Here is a 16,740-nt window from a genome sequence, read left to right on the forward strand (position 1 = left end):
GAATTTTAATTTTTAAATGAATGTACAGGCGCAGGGATTCTGCCCCCTCTGGCAATAAAATCAGATGACCCAAAAGGATTGACCGCCATCACTGGTGCAGTTCCCAACAAGCCGCCTAAAACGATTCGATCGCCTACTTTTGAACCAGGAGCCGGAATAACACGTACAGCAGTCGTTTTATTGTTGATCATCCCGATTGCTGCTTCATCTGCGATCATCGCTGCTAATGTAGCGGCTGACGTATCTCCCGGAACAGCGATCATATCTAATCCTACTGAACAGATAGCAGTCATGGCTTCCAGTTTATCAATCGTTAATGCTCCTGCTTCTACAGCTTCGATCATACCGATATCTTCTGAAACCGGAATAAATGCTCCCGATAAACCTCCAACATGTCCGCATGCCATGATACCACCTTTTTTTACAGCATCGTTCAATAAAGCTAAAGCTGCTGTTGTTCCATGAGTTCCCACTCGTTCCAATCCCATTTCTTCTAAAATATGCGCAACTGAATCGCCAACTGCCGGTGTTGGTGCTAGTGACAAATCAACGATTCCAAATGGAACATTCAGCCGCTTCGAAGCTTGCTGCCCTACCAACTGCCCCATACGTGTGATTTTAAAAGCTGTTTTCTTCACAGTTTCTGCTACCACATCAAATGATTCGCCTTTCACTTTTTCAAGTGCACGCTTCACAACCCCTGGACCGCTGATTCCCACATTGATGACACAATCCGCTTCACCTACACCATGAAAAGCACCTGCCATAAACGGATTATCTTCTACTGCATTCGTAAACACAACTAGTTTAGCGCAGCCCAATCCTTGTGTTTCTTTCGTTAATTCTGCGGTTTCTTTAATGATTTCGCCCATTTGAGCAATAGCATCCATATTGATGCCGCTCTTCGTTGACCCTACACTAACAGAAGCACAAACGCGTTCTGTTTCAGCTAAAGCACGGGGAATAGAACGAATCAAAACCGAGTCCCCTTTATGGTAGCCTTTGTCCACTAACGCAGAGAAACCGCCAATAAAGTTTACTCCCACTTCTCTGGCTGCAGCATCTAATGTTTTAGCATAGGCTACGTAATCCTCATCAGCTGAAGCTCCTGCAATCAACGAAATAGGCGTAACTGAAATACGCTTATTCACAATTGGGATGCCATATTCTGCTTCGATTGCTTCACCGGTTGTTACTAAGTCTTTTGCTTGTGTGACGATTTTTTCATAAATCTTTTTTCGAGCCCGTTCACCGTCGCTATCAATACAATCCAATAATGAAATTCCCATAGTGATCGTACGGATATCAAGTTTTTCTTCTTCAATCATGCGAATCGTCTCTAATATATTAGTTGGTTCCAAGTCTGGTTTCCTCCTTTAAAGTTTATGCATTGCGTCAAATATTTCTTGCTTTTGGATCGTGACTTTTACGCCTGACTCTTCGCCAGTAGCACGCAGCCGTAATTTAACTTCATCAAAAGGCTGATTTGCTGTTCCAACTTCACAAATGAGCATCATTGTAAAATACCCATCTAAAATTGTTTGCGAAACATCTAAAATATTGATATTTAACTCCATCAAAGTTTGGCTAACTTTGGCCACGATTCCCACTTGATCTTTTCCAATTACCGTTACGATAGCTTTCATGTTTTTTTACTCTCCTTTTTTATTTTTCTACTTTTCATTCTTTGTTGTTCCTAGTATACAAAAAGGAAACCAACAAGTGTAGGGTAATTTTTAGGCCCCTTCGTTTTTTATAGTATTTTTGTTATAATGAAATTAAGGAAATCTATATCTTGTTAAATAACTAACTCTTTCGCCTTTTTAAACAGTCCTTTATTAGAAAACTAAGGGCTTGTTTTTTCTCTTCACGACAAAACGAACGACAATGAACGATCAACTTGAGGTGATTAAAAAATGGTACACCTTTATATGAAACAAGCGTATGTATCTATTCAAAATCGAATTATCGTTAAAGATGAAAAAGGAAAAGACATCTTTCTTATTATTGGAAAATGGGGCAGAATCGGTGACGGACTTTCACTCTATGCAATGGATGGAACCTTGCTAGTCGAAGTCAAGCAAACGGTCTTATCGCTTTTCCCTAAATTTGATGTCTATGTTGCCGGGAAAAAAATTGCTTCCATTACAAAACATCCTGGAATAAAAGGACCTTATTTTAAAGTCAGCCGGTTAAATTGGCTCGTAACGGGTGATTTTTATAACCACCATTATCGTGTCCATCACCCGACTCGTCCCGTTATGACAATGGAAAAAGCATATTTAGCTTTTGGTGATTTTTATGCTTTAAGCGTTAACCAATCCCAAGATGTTCCTATTTGTTTGTGTATCGCGGTCATTGTAGACCATTTGACTCTGACACGCTTGCCTGCTGCAGCCAAGCGCGCAAAAGGACACTTTTATCAACCAATATAAACCATTCATTTCAGCTTCTGTTTTTGAAAATCTTCAAAAGCAGAAGCTTTTTTAAGTTAACGAGAGTTGCATATGGTCATATACGGTACCGCTCAACGTACACTCTCCAACTTTTTGGTACCCTGCTTTTTGGTACAAGTGTTTAGCTGGTTGGTTCTTTTGATCACAATTTAAGCCGATAAGAGTCTCACCCTGTGCTTTAGCGATCTCCGGAAGAGCAGCTAACAATTCTGTAGCCACACCTTGTCCTCGATAAGCAGCATCGGTTACTAGTGTGTCAAGATACCATTCGCCAGGATGCGTTTCTGTATCTTGGAATAAATGGCCGTCTTCCAATCCTGCTGCTTGCGTGACTTCTATAAATGCTTGGTCTATTTCGGGTTCCAGTTCGCCTTTGTATCCAAAAGCAGTTCCTGCAATGTTGCCATCTCGCAGACAGACGATTGCACGCCGGTAACTATAACGATAATTTTCATTCAGCATAGCTTCTTTCATGAGCGCCTTCAAACGATTTTCCGATGCTTGCTTGAGCAGCGGCAGCTCCATATCTTCTAATACGATCCAAACTAATGCTATCAATTGATCAATATCTTCTTTTACAGCTGGTCTGATCATTGTTTTCCACACTCCTCAAAATCTTTTTACAACTATACCTAAAATAGGTTTTTATTTCAAATGGTCTTTCAGGATTCATTCCTATTTTTTTATGTCAGGTTTCCTAACACAGCAAGATAACATAGCAGTTGCAAATGGCTTCACTTTAAATTAAAATAATAACTTATACAGGAGGGGAAATTTATGAAAAAGCACAAACGCTCAATGTTTTTGGTCGCACTAATGGTGATAGTAGGAGTATGTTTTTCAATGGCATATCCTATGGATGCTTCTGCAAAAACAACAGATGGAAAATACCTTATCGGAACGGATGTAACCTTTGCTCCATTTGAATACCAAACGGCCGATGGAGAATACGTTGGAATCGATATTGATATTTTAAATGCCATTGCTGAGGATCAAGGTTTCGAATATGAATTAAAACCTTTAGGATTCAGTGCCGCACTACAAGCTTTAGAATCCAACCAAATTGATGGAATGATTGCTGGAATGAGTATCACAGATGAGCGTAAAGCTTCTTTTGATTTCTCTGATCCATACTTTGAAAGCGGGGTCGTCATGGCCGTTGGTGCTTCAGATGATGAGATCACCAGCTATGAAGATTTAGCTGGAAAAACAGTTGCAGTCAAAACAGGTACGACTGGATCTGCTTTTGCAGAGTCCATTCAAAAAAAATACGGATTTAAACTGAATACCTTTGAAGACTCCGCTAATATGTATGAGGATGTTCAAGCTGGTAATTCAGATGCCGCCTTTGAAGATTATCCAGTCATGGCTTATGCACTTAATAATGACCGTTTAAAATTAAAATTGCCGACTGAAGCAGAACCTGGCGATAATTACGGTTTTGCAGTGAATAAAGGAATGAATCCCGAATTGATCGAACAATTCAACGCAGGATTGATCAATATCCGTGCAAACGGAACATACCAAGAGATTTTAGATACTTATTTAGGCGAAAATTCTACAGCTGCTGCATCTAATATGGGTTTCTTCGCATTGATCAAAGAAAATAGCGGCGAACTTTTAAAAGGATTAGGCCAGACCTTATTGCTGACGCTTATTGCTTTTGTGATCGCTACGATCGTCGGTGTTGTTTTGGGACTCTTTAGCGCTTCACCGAATACGGTTTTGAAATGGATCGCTTCTATTTATGTGGATTTGTTCCGCGGAATCCCTTTAATCGTTTTAGCATTTTTTGTTTACTTTTCTATTCCGCAGCTCTTTGACTTGCGTCTTTCAGCCACTGTTGCCGGAATCATCACATTAAGCTTAAATACTGCTGCTTACATTGCAGAACTTGTACGCGGAGGCATCCAGGCTGTTGATAAAGGCCAACTGGAAGCAGCTCGCAGCTTAGGGTTGCCTTACAACCTTTCTATGCGCAAAATCGTGCTGCCACAAGCTATCAAAATCATGGTGCCTTCATTTATCAACCAATTTGTCATCACGTTAAAAGATACGTCTATCTTGTCCGTGATCGGTCTCGTTGAATTGACACAAACCGGAAAAATCATTATTGCTCGGACTTTCTCATCTGGCGATATGTGGTTGATCGTTGCTTTGATGTATTTAATCGTGATTACTGCTCTAACGAAATTTTCAAATTACTTGGAAAGGAAGTTAAACAATGCCTAAATTAAAAGTTGAAAACCTTAAAAAAAGTTTTGGTCAATTAGAAGTATTAAGAGATTTAAATGTTGAGATCAAAGAAGGAGAAGTGGTCTGCATTATCGGGCCGTCCGGTTCTGGAAAAAGTACTTTCTTGCGTTGTTTAAATCAATTAGAAGAAATCACAGGCGGAAAAGTGATCATCGACGATTATGACTTAAGCGATCCTTCTCAAAACATCAATAAAGTGCGCGAAAATATTGGGATGGTTTTCCAACATTTCAACTTGTTCCCTCATTTGTCAGTCTTAGAAAACATTACCTTGGCTCCTAAAGAATTAAAAAAAGAAACCGATGCAGAACTTAAAACTAGAGCTCTAGGGTTGTTAGAAACGGTCGGTTTAACTGAAAAAGTTGACGATTATCCCAATTCTTTATCAGGAGGTCAAAAACAACGTGTGGCCATTGCCCGTGCGTTGGCAATGCAGCCTGATATTATGTTGTTTGATGAACCGACGAGTGCATTGGATCCAGAAATGGTTGGGGATGTTTTAGAAGTCATGCAAGTACTTGCCAACCAAGGGATGACGATGGTCGTTGTCACTCATGAAATGGGCTTTGCTAAAGAAGTGGCTGACCGCGTTATTTTTATGGATGGGGGCTACATTGTCGAAGAAGGTACGCCCGAAGAGATCTTCAATCATCCCAAACACATTCGTACTCAAGACTTCTTAAATAAAATTTTAGTTTAGAAAATCCTTTGTTCCACAGGAGCAAAAAAGGTTCTATGGTTTTGTGCCATAGAACCTTTTTTCATTTGTTTTTTTAATCATTAAACGGCTACTTTGTTAAATCGTGTTGGCGACTCTCTTAGGTGTTGAAATTTCCTCCGAAACTTACGTGTTGCTTGTGGAAAGCCATGGAACCTCCTAGAGCCTTGGATGTCGCCATGATTTCACGGTTATAGAATGCAATCATTTCACTTACCCACACCAAAAATAATAAAACCTATTAATCATGAGGATAAAATCTACTCTTTAAGCTGCTGCAGTGGACTTTCATCCTTTTCCGCGATACTATTGTATAGAGTAGCAGAGTAAGAAGTAAGAGTATCGAAGGAGTGTTTGATATGTTTTTAGAAATAACAGAAGCTGCACAGCAACGCATTTCAAAAGCACAAACTCTCAATCCAGGGAAACTAGTCGTTTACTATGAATCTCGGATTGGCTGTATTTGCGGGAATAATGGTATTTTCACTTTAAAATTAACCCAACAAGAAGATCCTGAATTAGACACAACTCTAGCTAGTTCGTTAGGCGACTTGCCGATTCAAGGTTGGAGTTTAGACTTCTTAGATGAACAATTGACATTAAATTACCAAAAAGAAAAAAACACTTTGGTTTTAAAAGGTGCAAGCGGATTAATTAATCCTAATGTGTTGATTACAGATGATACAGGCTCTTCAGTCTTTTTAGCTGTACGTTAAAAAACAGCTCTTTGTCAGATCGTGTGGGTGACTCTTAGGGAGTTGGAATTTTCTCCGAAACTTATGTTTTTGCTTGTTGAAGGCCATGGGATCTCCTGGAGCCTTATAGTCTCCAGGTTTTCAAGCCTCAAACGAAGCATAAGCGCTTCGTAATTCGCATTGAATCCTCTTCATAGCTGCAAGCAGCCACTATTTCTCCAAAAATTTCAAGTTTATAGCATACAGCCATCTCATTTATCAATATCAAAAATGATAGAACCAAAAAAGCCAGCTCTATGAGCTGACTTTTTTTATAACTTAGAAAAAAACGTATCTTTAATCATTTGTTGTTGAAAAACACTTTCAATAGTGGCGGCGTTACAAGCGTTGTAATGATCACCACAATAATCATAGGCGTATAATAAACGACAGGAATCAACTGATTTTCTAATCCCATAGCGATAACGATTAAAGCTACTTCTCCTCGTGAAACCATTCCTGCCCCGATCCCCATTGAAGAGTGGGTATTAAATCCAGACAAGCGAGCACCTAAACCAGCGCCCACGAATTTTGAAGCAATCGCAATTACTGAAAAAACAAGCGTAAAGACGATTTGGTTGCTTAGTCCAATGAACGAAACAGAAATCCCGATGCTGGCAAAAAACACTGGAACAAAAATACCATAAGCAATCGATTCTATCTTGCTTTCAACTTCTTTTTTATATTCTGTTTGTCCAATGGCAATCCCAGCAATAAAAGTACCTATAATACCAGCTACTCCTAAATATTCTGCAAATAAAGCAAAAGCAAAACAGACGATCAGTGATCCGCTTAACAAAGACTCAGTAACTTTTAATTTTGAAAACAGCCCTATAAAAGTAGGAACCAACCATTTCGAAATCAACAGACTGATGACAAAAAACAGAATTTTTTCAACTAGTAACACAAATAGATTAACGTTCGTTCCCATAAAAAAGCTCATATCTAATGCCAATAGGATAACAACAACGATATCATCTATCACAGCGGCACCTAGCAAGGTAGAACCTTCCCTGCTCTGCAACCAGCCAAGCTCACGCAATGTCTGTACAGCAATACTGACAGAAGTGGCGGATAGAATCAAACCTAAGAAGATAGATTCAGCAATAGAAAGACCATAACCGTATCCTCCTACGAACCCACCGACAATCGGAAATAAAATCCCTCCAGCAGCTACGAATAATGAAGACTTTTTGTTTTTATTCAAATCAGTCAAATTCGTTTCCAAACCTGCTAAAAACATCAGCAATAAAACTCCAATATCACTAAATACTTTTAAAATTTCAGTATCTTGTATCCAACCTAGCATAGCCGGACCAATAACGATCCCGATGATGATTTTCCCTAAAACAGAGGGCTGCCCTAAACGAATACTGACTTGTCCCGCCAGTTTTGCAGCTAATAAAATAATTAAAAATTGTAAAATAAACATTTCGACACTCCTATTACTATTTCAAACAAAAAAAGATGATTCTGGCCTACCCGAATTTTCAGTTTTCATTCAATTATTTTTACCTTTTACAGTATACTTTATGTCAGGCTTTTTAGGGATATTTTCTGCATTAATTGAATAACTTTAACAAAACAGAACAAAAAAACGCTCTTTTCTACAATTCTCATTGTAGAAAAGAGCGTTTTTCTTAGCTTAATCTAATTCTGCTTTGATTCTTTCAGCTGTTTTGATTGGAATACCCAAACTTTTGATTTCTTCCACACTTGCTTCTTTAGCTTTCTTTAACGATTTAAAGTGTTTCAAAATTTTAGTTCGTGTTTTTGGTCCAACGCCCTCGATTTGATCTAGTTTTGAGGACAAACTATTTTTACTGCGTAATTGACGATGGAAAGTAATGGCAAATCTGTGGACTTCATCTTGGATCCGCTGCACCAAATAAAACGCTTGGCTGGTTGGTTTTAATTCGATTTTCTCATGCTTTTCTCCATAAATAAGCGATGATGTCCGATGTTTATCGTCTTTCACCATGCCGGCTACAGGAATAGCCAATCCCAATTCATTTTCGAGGATATTGATAGCTGCGTTTACTTGGATTTTACCGCCATCCATTAAAATCAGATCCGGCAACGGCAAGTTTTCTTTAAGCAATCGTTCGTAGCGTCTCCGAACGACTTCTTCAGTTGTCGCTAATTCATTGCTTCCGTGAACGGTTTTGATTTTATATTTACGGTAATTGCTTTTGTCGGGACGGCCATCTTCAAAAGAAACCATGGCTGACACAGGATTTGTTCCTTGTATATTTGAGTGGTCAAAAGCTTCAATACGGCTAATAAATGGTAAATTCATCGCTGCCGATAATTCTTTTACTGCTCCAATTGTTTTTCGATCATCTAGTTCAATCAAATTAAATTTTTCATTTAATGTGATTTCACTATTTTTAGTAGCCAAATCCAACATATCTTTTTTTCGTCCTCTAATCGGAACCTTGACTGAGACTCCTAGAATCTCTGCTAAGATTTCCGTATCGACTTCTTTAGGTACCAATATTTCTTTTGGCACAATGTGATTTTCTTCTTGATAAAATTGAACGATATAAGAGGCTAACTCTTCTTGCGGCGAATCGTAACAAGGAAAGATAGCGGCTTCTCGTTTGATCAATGTTGCTTGGCGAATAAAAAAGACTTGAATAGAGATCCATCCTTTATTCATATAATAACTAAAGACATCCCGTGTTGTTGGGTCATTAGTGATTATATTTTGTCTTTCCACTGTTGTTTCAATGTAATGGATCTGATTGCGGTATTCCGCTGCTCGTTCATACGCTTGTTCACTGGCAGCCTCTAACATTTTTTCATGCAATTCTCTTTTTATTTCTTTTACTTCCCCATTTAAAAAGCGTTTGATATTATCAATTTGTGCTTCGTATTCCTCTACCGGAACTTCATGATCGCATGGGCCTAAGCATTGGCCCATATGGTAATACAAGCACGCTCTTTTTTGGTTCCCATTGCATCTTCGAAGCGGATAAATCTTTTGGATAAAATGTTGCGTCTCGCTCGCTGCGTAGACGTTTGGATATGGACCAAAATAAAGCCCCCCATCTTTTTTAACCTCAGATGTAATGATCAATTGAGGATTGCGTTCATTGGTAATTTTAAGGTAAGGGTAGCTTGTCCCTTGCTTTAACTTAATATTGTATTTGGGTTGATGTTTTTTGATCAGTGTAATTTCCAATAGAAGCGATTCTTTATCTGTTGAGGTAATAATGGTTTCAAAGTCGACGATTTCTCTAACCAGCAACTCTGTCTTGCCTTCATGTGTTCCCCTAAAATAAGAACGGACACGGTTTTTTAAATTCTTTGCTTTCCCAATATAAATAATTTCTTTTTCACTGTTTTTCATTAAATAGCATCCAGGTAATTCAGGAAGCAACAGTAATTTATTATTGATATGATTGTTGATCATTCTCTTAATCCCCCATCGCTTTGCTTTACATAAGCCAATTAATTTTACAGCCCTTTGACCAAATTGTAAAGTTTCTTGCTTTGTTTCTCTATCTAATGTCCATGAATACTAAAACAACGATAGAAGCTTTGGCTTCTATCGTTGTTTTGTTTACTTTTTAGTTTGGCTAAATAAATACAATTGATTAAATGAACTGTAATCACAATAGCCGACTAGTACTTCTTTGTAACGGTAACTATCGCCTAATTTAATGGTTTCGTTTTGAACTTTCTCATGAATATCTAAAGCTATTTTTTTGTATAATTCGTCTATTTCTTCATTCGATATAGGACCGTACGCGGCTTCCCATGCTTCTAAAAAAGCAGCTTCGTCTTTTTCTTGGTAAAAATCAATATCTACTTGTTCAGCCAATTTCTTCACCTGTTCTTTCTTTTAGAAATTAGTTTAACACTTTAATGGTTACTGTTTTTCTTCCCCAAGCAAAAGCTTGTTCGACTGATGAGAAGTGGACATCGATTTTGTTCCCTTTAATCGCTCCGCCTGTATCGCCAGCGATGGCTACACCATATCCTGGAACTTCCACCATTGATCCTAATGGGATCACACGCGGATCTACAGCGATAACCATTGGTGTGCTTCTTAAATCGATCCCAGTAGCTGTATGTGTGCTTAATCCTGCTTCAGCCGTAGAGTAGCCTGTTGCAGATACAACTAGTGTTTTGCCTGTTGAAGCTGCTGGAGCAGATTCAGCTGGCTGCTTCGCTTCTGTTTTCGGACTAGCAGTTTCAGTTGTTTTAGTTTCTGCTGGTGCAGCTTCAACTTTTGCTTCTGGTTTCACTTCTGCAGCTTCTTTTGTCGCTTCTGCTTTTGCTTGACCAGCAGCTTGACTAGCTTTTTCTTTTTCTGCTTTGGCAGCTGTTTGCGCTACTTTGATTTTTTCAGCAGCAGCTTCTTCTTCAGCTTTTTTAGCTTCAGCAATTCTCGTTTCTTCTGCTCTTTTCTCACTGTCTAATTCATTCAAAATATCTTGGTTTTCATCCATCGTTTTTTGTAAACCAGCCACTTGTTTATCTAAATCAGCTTTTTGTTCTTCAGCTGCTTGTGTTTGGTTTTCTAACGCGATCGCTTCTTCATTTAATTTTTCCTTTAAATCAGCTAACTTTTCTTGCTCTTCTTCTGCCAAACTCAATTGATCATTTCCAGCAGTTTGCAAAGTTGCTAAGATATAAGCCCGATTAAATAAATCTGAAACACTTTCTGATTCAAATAATGAAACAATCACATTTTGATTAACTTCAGAAGTTTGAATGGTTTGCAGACGTTCTTTAGCTTGATCAACACGTGCTTGAACAACTTCTTCTTGTTCATCGATCTCAGTTGAAGTCTGTTCAATGTTTCCTTTTTTCTCTTCTATTTTCGCGTTTAAATTTTCAAGTTCAGTATTCTTTTCGTTTACTTTAACTAATGTTTGGCTGACTTCGCTATCTAATTTTGCCATTTCTTCTTGTTTGGCTTGTTGTTTAGATGTAATTTCGTCTAACGTTGCAGCAAATGCAGTACTTGGACTAACAGTAATCAATAAAAAGGCTATTATTGAGCTTGCAACTAATTTACCAATTTTCACAGATTGACAACACCCTTCATTATTATTCCTTCGTTTTTAACTCCTCAATAGTATAACGGATAAAACCTCTTAGTATATTTCGGACGGATTACTTTTTATTACAATCGCAATTTAAGGTATACTGTTTTTGTAACAATCGTATTAGGAGGAATGTAAATGTTAAAGAAAGCTTATTTTGCCAGCCCTTTATTTTCTGAAATGGAAGTGATGTACAATAAGTATGTCGTCAGTGAAATAAAAAAAACTTTCTCGGATTTAGAGTTATATGTGCCCCAAGATCAAGAAGAAATCAATGATAAAAACGCTTATGCCGATTCAATCATGATTGCTAAACTTGATACAGACCAATTGCTGAGTTGTGATTTTATGATAGCTGTCTTAGATGGAGCTGCTATTGATGTTGGTGTGGCTACTGAAATTGGCGTAGCTTACCAAGCGGGGATTCCAATTATTGGTCTCTATACCGATTCAAGACAGCAAGGCGCAACTAATCAAAAGAAATTAGACGCCTTGCAAGAAATCGCTGAATCCCAATTTTCTTATATCAATCTTTATACTGTTGGAATCGTTAAAACAAACGGAACCATTGTCAATACGATTGATGAATTAATTAAGGCTATTACGCCTTATTGTTAAATTCCAGCTTTTTTGTAACATTCACGTTACATTTAAAAGACTAAAAAGTCTTTACAAAACGGATTATCGCCACAAAACAAGTTTATACTAACTTGTTTTGTGGCGATAATTATTTATTATGAAAGCTTTTCAGAAATAAAATGATCATTATGATAAAAAAGTCCAAATTTTTTCTTATCTAAGGTACACTGTTTTTAATAACAGAATAACAGACGCTATCAAACTTTATTTTAATAGTTAATTCCTATTTGGAGGTTTTCATACTTATGATGACGCTGCTTTTAATGATTATCTTTACTTCTTTTATTAGTTTAGGCTTACCTGATTCTTTACTAGGTGCTGCATGGCCTGTAATGCATCTAGATTTAGGTGTTCCTTTGGCAAATGCCGGCAGTCTTTCTATGGTTATTAGCGGAGGATCGATTCTCTCCAGTCTCTTCAGCGGAAAATTGATTGCACGTTTCGGTACCGGGAAGTTGACATTGATCAGTGTCCTTATGACAGCAGTGGCACTCTTCGGCTTTTATTCACTGCCTTCTTTTTTCTGGTTGGTTATTGCTGCTATCCCACTTGGCTTAGGCGGCGGAGCAGTTGATGCCGGCTTAAATAATTTTGTTGCGCTGCATTACCGAGCACAATATATGAACTGGCTTCATTGTTTTTGGGGCGTTGGTGCAACAATAGGCCCAATTATTCTTGCTTACTTTATAGGCCAGAATAACCAATGGCGAAAAGGTTACCTTGCCATTTCAATTATTCAATTTATTTTAGTCGTCATCCTATTTCTCTCTCTCCCTTTATGGAAAAAAGTCGAAACGGATTTGTTAGAAAGCCAACCTGAAAGCAAAAAGAATGAATCTAAAAACTTATTTAAAGTTAAAGGGATTTTTCCTGCCTTAATTTCTTTTTTTTCTTATAGTGCTGTGGAAACGACTGCTCATGTCTGGGGGAGCAGCTACCTAGTGAATTATCAAGCTATCCCCGCAAAAACTGCTGCAAATTGGCTTTCCTTGTTTTTTGTCGGCATTACTTTGGGACGCTTCATTGCCGGATTTCTTACGATAAAAATAACCAGCAAACACTTAATGAGAGCTGGATCACTTGCTATTCTAGCTGGCAGTCTTTTAATGATCCTTCCATTGCCATCTATCTTTTTAATGATTGGTTTGATATTGATTGGATTAGGCTGTGCGCCTATTTACCCTGCTATGGTGCATGAGACACCTCAGCGTTTCGGGAAAACTCTTTCTCAATCCATTATTGGATTTCAAATGGCTTTCGCAGCCATTGGCAGTATGACGATGCCTTTGTTTTTCGGTTTTTTGACAACAAAATTCAGTATGTCTATTTATCCTTATTTTCTCTTGGTTAGTGCCCTCGTTATGATCGCCAGTACAGAACGTATCAATTACTCTTCTAAAAAAGGATAAAGTACAAATAAGACAGAACAAAAAGGAGCGTGTTCTGTCTTATTTCATGTTATCTTATGAAGCATCTAGTTTTTAGTAAATTGATTGATTGCATCTCTTAAAAAAGCAGCTGCTCCTTTGCCAGCTCTCTCATCATAATAAGCTGTGAAACGTTCATCGCTAACATACATTTCAGCTAAATTACGATGAGCTTCCCTAGAATAATCAGGCCAAGTAAAACTTAACCATTTTTTGTGCAATTCAGCGATATGCTGTGCTGCATCACTTGAAGCATCTCCGTCTATCATAGCTGCAGCCAATTTTTGTTGTATCGTTTCATCCAATTCTTGCCATTCAGCAAATTGCGCTTCACTCATCCCTGCAAATTTTTGATTGGATTGATCAACGGCTTTTTCTCCATAAGTCTTTCTCACTTCTTGCCCATATGTTGTTTCATTTTCATCGATTATTTTTTGTTTGAATCCTTCGAATTTTTCGTTATCGGTCATTTGTCTTTCTCCTCTCTTGTCTGCTAAGGTCTTCTCAATCGTTAACAGCAACGTATCTAATTGTGCTTTTTTCATTTTCAGTCGCTGTTGATGCAGCAGTAAAGCTTTTTCTTGATCAAAATCAGCTGCCAAAACAATTTCTTTGATTTCTTCTAAAGGCATTTCTAAATTCCGATAAAATAAAATTTGCTGCAATAAGTCTACTTCTTCCGTTCCATAAATGCGGTAGCCAGATGAGCTCACTCGTTTCGGCTTCAACAAACCGATTTGATCATAATAACGTAACGTGCGTCCGCTCACTCCAGCAATTTTGCTCAATTGGTTGACTGTATAGTCCATTCCACCCCTCCTTTCCTTTAACTAGCCTTAGTTTAAGCCTTGACGTAACGTCAAGGTCAAGCATAAAACAAAAAACCGGCTAAAAAAGCCGGTTTTACAGAATCAATGGATCATTTTCGGATTAGGTTTCGTTACTAAACTGATCAGCCAGCCAATGATCAAGCCGACCGTTGCCGGCAGTATCCAGCCCATGCCGCTATCGAAAAATGGCAGATAATGACTATAGAAATTCAAAATGGTCTGTACTCCATCCAAATTATGGATAGGCTCTGGCAAAGCATTTAACATATCGGCAATACTGACAAAAATAGTCAAAAGAGTGGTCATGCCATAAACAATTTGCCGATTTTTGAATAAAGGCGAAAGCAAAGCTAACAAAATCAACGTAATCGCCAACGGGTACAAGAACATCAATACCGGGATGGAATAAGCGATGATCTTAGTCAATCCGACGTTCCCAACTAAACAAGCGACAGCGCTAAAAAGAATGACGTAAGCTTTATAACTGATTGAATTTGGAAACATCTCTCGGAAGGTTTCTGCACAAGCAGTGATCAAACCAATCGCGGTTTTAAGACAAGCTACCGTAACGATGATGGCTAATAAGACACTGCCGAATGAGCCGAAGTAATAACGCGCAATCTGCGTCAGCGCTATTCCTCCATTTTCAGAAACCGGAAACTGACCGATACTCATCGTACCGAGATAAGATAAGCTACCATAGATGACTCCCATTAAAACAAGACTGATCAAACCTGATTTGATCGTATCTTTCGCAATCGCAGCCGGTTTAGTAATGCCCATTCCTTTGATCGTTTGAACAACAATAATTCCAAAAGCTAATGATGCTAAAGCATCCATGGTATTGTACCCTTCGGTAAAGCCGCTGGCGAATGGCGCCGTTGCGTACTCACCTGTGATAGGTGCTGTCGCAATTCCTCCTAAAGGTTTTATAAAGGCCGTAATCATTAAAATACCTAAAAACACTAGGAAAATCGGATTTAATACTTTTCCTACATAAACTAAAATTTTTGTCGGCTTCAACGAAAACAGTAGTGCTGCTCCAAAAAACAACAATGTAAAAATAGCTAACCCTAACGTTTGGTATTGAGTGCTTATATAAGGCGACAAGCCGATTTCATAAGATACTGTACCGGTTCTTGGCAATGCAAAAAACGGTCCGATCGTTAGGTAGAGAGCGATGGTCATAAAATACCCATAATAAGGGTGTACACGACTAGATAATTCGAACAACCCATTACTATTGGAGACACCAATAGCTACGACTCCTAAAAACGGGAGACCAATACCCGTCAATAAGAATCCCCATGTGGCCCAGCTGACGTTAGCGCCTGCCAATTGTCCCATGTGAACTGGAAAAATTAAATTTCCAGCTCCAAAGAATAGTCCAAAGAGCATTGAACCAAGATAAAAATAAGAAGATAGCGATAACTTTTTTTCCATAGGACATTCCTTTCTAAATGCATTTTACTTAGTTCTGACTATAACGTTTTTTAGATGTCACTTCAAGAAGCAATTTGCTTTTTTCAACACTACCTTTAAAAATAGTAATTTGGTATACTAAAATCAATGAGTAACCAACTAGGAGGCAGGAATAAGTTGTCTAATATGCAAGATATTGCAAGAAAAGCCGGCGTCTCTTCAGCTACCGTTTCGCGCGTCATCAATCAAAGCGGATATGTCAGCAGTGAGACACGAAAAAAAGTTGAAGCAGCTATTCAGCAAATGGATTATGTTCCGAATAGCCAAGCCGTTTCTTTAAAGACCGGTTCAAGCAAAACACTGGGCATTGTGGCTTCTAACTTCTCGGACACCATGATGGTTCTTGTGCGAAGCTTTACCCTCGCTGCTCAGCAAGAAGGATATACGGTAACTTTTTATATCACTGACGAAGACAAACAAAAAGAACTCGATGTGTTAGAAATGCTACGCGGAAAACGATTGGATGGCATTTTTTTATTGATTCGTTTAAATGACTGGTCGGCTATTGAGCCGTATGCCAAGTACGGTCCAATCGTTACTTGGCAACGGGTCGACTCAAATCATATTGCTTCCGTTTATATGGACCAATACCACGCCTATACATTAGGCTTAGAACATCTATATGCCAGCGGATGCCGGTCAATCGTAAATTTATATAGCAATAGTCATGGGTTAAATACAAAAAGCCGCATTAAAGCTTATGAAGATTTTTGCACTCGGCACCTTTTACCAGTTCACTCAGCTGATTTATTTATGGGGTTAAACACTAGTCGTGATGGAGAACGTGTCGCACAGTGGTGGCTGGAACAATCGGTTAAACCAGATGCTTTTATGACCAGTTCTGATTCTGTAGCTGCAGGACTTGTGACTCAGGCTCAACGCTTAGGCTGTCATTTACCTGAGGATTTTTCAGTGATTGGTTTTGACAATATTGAAATTTCTCGTTTACTAGACATCTCAACGATCGATTACCCCGTTGCTAAACAAGCTAAAAATGCTTTTGCCTTGATTTTCCATCAGCTGACTAATAGAGAAGTCTTTTTAGAACCCTTAGATTTTCAGTTGATTTCGCGCAAAACAACCAAAAACTGAAAGGTTCTCTTCATTGGATAATTGAACATCTTATTAACCGAGTAAA

Annotated in this window: 16 protein-coding genes; 7 read left to right on the forward strand and 9 right to left on the reverse strand. The window is 38.4% G+C overall.

Features of this window, described 5'->3' with window-relative positions; all coding sequences use genetic code 11:
- Nucleotides 1-5: 5 nt before the first annotated feature.
- Nucleotides 6-1,361 (reverse strand): PFL family protein, encoded by a 1,356-nt coding sequence (locus NY10_RS06440; RefSeq protein ID WP_058919194.1) that lies wholly within the window; start codon nucleotides 1,359-1,361, stop codon nucleotides 6-8.
- A gap of 15 nt (nucleotides 1,362-1,376) precedes the next feature.
- A complete protein-coding gene (locus NY10_RS06445) occupies nucleotides 1,377-1,646 on the reverse strand; it encodes an ACT domain-containing protein (protein WP_058919195.1) in 270 nt (89 codons plus the stop codon).
- Between the two features lie 270 nt (nucleotides 1,647-1,916).
- Here NY10_RS06445 and NY10_RS06450 point away from each other — a divergent pair, with 270 nt between their 5' ends.
- Nucleotides 1,917-2,435 carry an LURP-one-related/scramblase family protein gene (locus NY10_RS06450; protein WP_058919196.1) on the forward strand — a complete coding sequence of 173 codons (519 nt, stop codon included), beginning with the start codon at nucleotides 1,917-1,919 and terminating at the stop codon, nucleotides 2,433-2,435.
- 51 nt (nucleotides 2,436-2,486) lie between these two features.
- Here NY10_RS06450 and NY10_RS06455 read toward each other — a convergent pair whose 3' ends face one another.
- Nucleotides 2,487-3,050: a GNAT family N-acetyltransferase gene (locus tag NY10_RS06455; RefSeq protein ID WP_058919197.1), complete on the reverse strand. Its 564-nt coding sequence runs from the start codon at nucleotides 3,048-3,050 to the stop codon at nucleotides 2,487-2,489.
- Nucleotides 3,051-3,233: 183 nt separating this feature from the next.
- Here NY10_RS06455 and NY10_RS06460 point away from each other — a divergent pair, with 183 nt between their 5' ends.
- From NY10_RS06460 to NY10_RS06470, 3 genes are all read left to right on the forward strand, one after another.
- Nucleotides 3,234-4,688 (forward strand): amino acid ABC transporter substrate-binding protein/permease, encoded by a 1,455-nt coding sequence (locus NY10_RS06460; RefSeq protein ID WP_058919198.1) that lies wholly within the window; start codon nucleotides 3,234-3,236, stop codon nucleotides 4,686-4,688.
- Nucleotides 4,681-5,412 (forward strand): amino acid ABC transporter ATP-binding protein, encoded by a 732-nt coding sequence (locus tag NY10_RS06465; RefSeq protein WP_058919199.1) that lies wholly within the window; start codon nucleotides 4,681-4,683, stop codon nucleotides 5,410-5,412. Before NY10_RS06460 ends, NY10_RS06465 begins: the two co-directional genes overlap by 8 nt.
- A 377-nt stretch (nucleotides 5,413-5,789) precedes the next feature.
- The gene (locus NY10_RS06470) at nucleotides 5,790-6,146 is read left to right on the forward strand and encodes an iron-sulfur cluster biosynthesis family protein (RefSeq protein WP_058919200.1); all 357 of its coding nucleotides are present in this window, start codon (nucleotides 5,790-5,792) and stop codon (nucleotides 6,144-6,146) included.
- A 319-nt stretch (nucleotides 6,147-6,465) separates the two neighbouring features.
- Here NY10_RS06470 and NY10_RS06475 read toward each other — a convergent pair whose 3' ends face one another.
- From NY10_RS06475 to NY10_RS12930, 4 genes are all read right to left on the reverse strand, one after another.
- A complete protein-coding gene (locus tag NY10_RS06475) occupies nucleotides 6,466-7,596 on the reverse strand; it encodes a cation:proton antiporter (RefSeq protein WP_058919201.1) in 1,131 nt (376 codons plus the stop codon).
- Nucleotides 7,597-7,809: 213 nt separating this feature from the next.
- Nucleotides 7,810-9,582: an excinuclease ABC subunit UvrC gene (gene uvrC, locus NY10_RS06480; RefSeq protein ID WP_058919202.1), complete on the reverse strand. Its 1,773-nt coding sequence runs from the start codon at nucleotides 9,580-9,582 to the stop codon at nucleotides 7,810-7,812.
- A 150-nt stretch (nucleotides 9,583-9,732) separates the two neighbouring features.
- On the reverse strand, nucleotides 9,733-9,993 hold the full coding sequence (locus NY10_RS06485; RefSeq protein ID WP_058919203.1) for a hypothetical protein: 261 nt from the start codon (nucleotides 9,991-9,993) through the stop codon (nucleotides 9,733-9,735).
- Between the two features lie 28 nt (nucleotides 9,994-10,021).
- Nucleotides 10,022-11,206 (reverse strand): 3D domain-containing protein, encoded by a 1,185-nt coding sequence (locus NY10_RS12930; RefSeq protein WP_058919204.1) that lies wholly within the window; start codon nucleotides 11,204-11,206, stop codon nucleotides 10,022-10,024.
- Nucleotides 11,207-11,362: 156 nt separating this feature from the next.
- On the opposite strand from NY10_RS12930, the gene NY10_RS06495 reads away from it, so the two are divergent.
- Nucleotides 11,363-11,842 carry a nucleoside 2-deoxyribosyltransferase gene (locus NY10_RS06495; protein WP_058919205.1) on the forward strand — a complete coding sequence of 160 codons (480 nt, stop codon included), beginning with the start codon at nucleotides 11,363-11,365 and terminating at the stop codon, nucleotides 11,840-11,842.
- A gap of 266 nt (nucleotides 11,843-12,108) precedes the next feature.
- Nucleotides 12,109-13,272, forward strand: coding sequence for an MFS transporter (locus tag NY10_RS06500; protein ID WP_058919206.1), 1,164 nt, complete (start codon nucleotides 12,109-12,111; stop codon nucleotides 13,270-13,272).
- Between the two features lie 65 nt (nucleotides 13,273-13,337).
- Here the strand turns inward: NY10_RS06500 and NY10_RS06505 are convergent, their stop codons facing one another.
- Nucleotides 13,338-14,099 (reverse strand): MerR family transcriptional regulator, encoded by a 762-nt coding sequence (locus NY10_RS06505; RefSeq protein ID WP_058919207.1) that lies wholly within the window; start codon nucleotides 14,097-14,099, stop codon nucleotides 13,338-13,340.
- Nucleotides 14,100-14,201: 102 nt separating this feature from the next.
- On the reverse strand, nucleotides 14,202-15,563 hold the full coding sequence (gene brnQ / locus NY10_RS06510) for a branched-chain amino acid transport system II carrier protein (protein ID WP_058919208.1): 1,362 nt from the start codon (nucleotides 15,561-15,563) through the stop codon (nucleotides 14,202-14,204).
- A 165-nt stretch (nucleotides 15,564-15,728) separates the two neighbouring features.
- On the opposite strand from brnQ, the gene NY10_RS06515 reads away from it, so the two are divergent.
- The gene (locus tag NY10_RS06515) at nucleotides 15,729-16,694 is read left to right on the forward strand and encodes a LacI family DNA-binding transcriptional regulator (RefSeq protein WP_231726791.1); all 966 of its coding nucleotides are present in this window, start codon (nucleotides 15,729-15,731) and stop codon (nucleotides 16,692-16,694) included.
- Nucleotides 16,695-16,740 lie beyond the last annotated feature (46 nt).

Source organism: Carnobacterium sp. CP1, from assembly GCF_001483965.1.
Classification (GTDB): domain Bacteria; phylum Bacillota; class Bacilli; order Lactobacillales; family Carnobacteriaceae; genus Carnobacterium_A; species Carnobacterium_A antarcticum.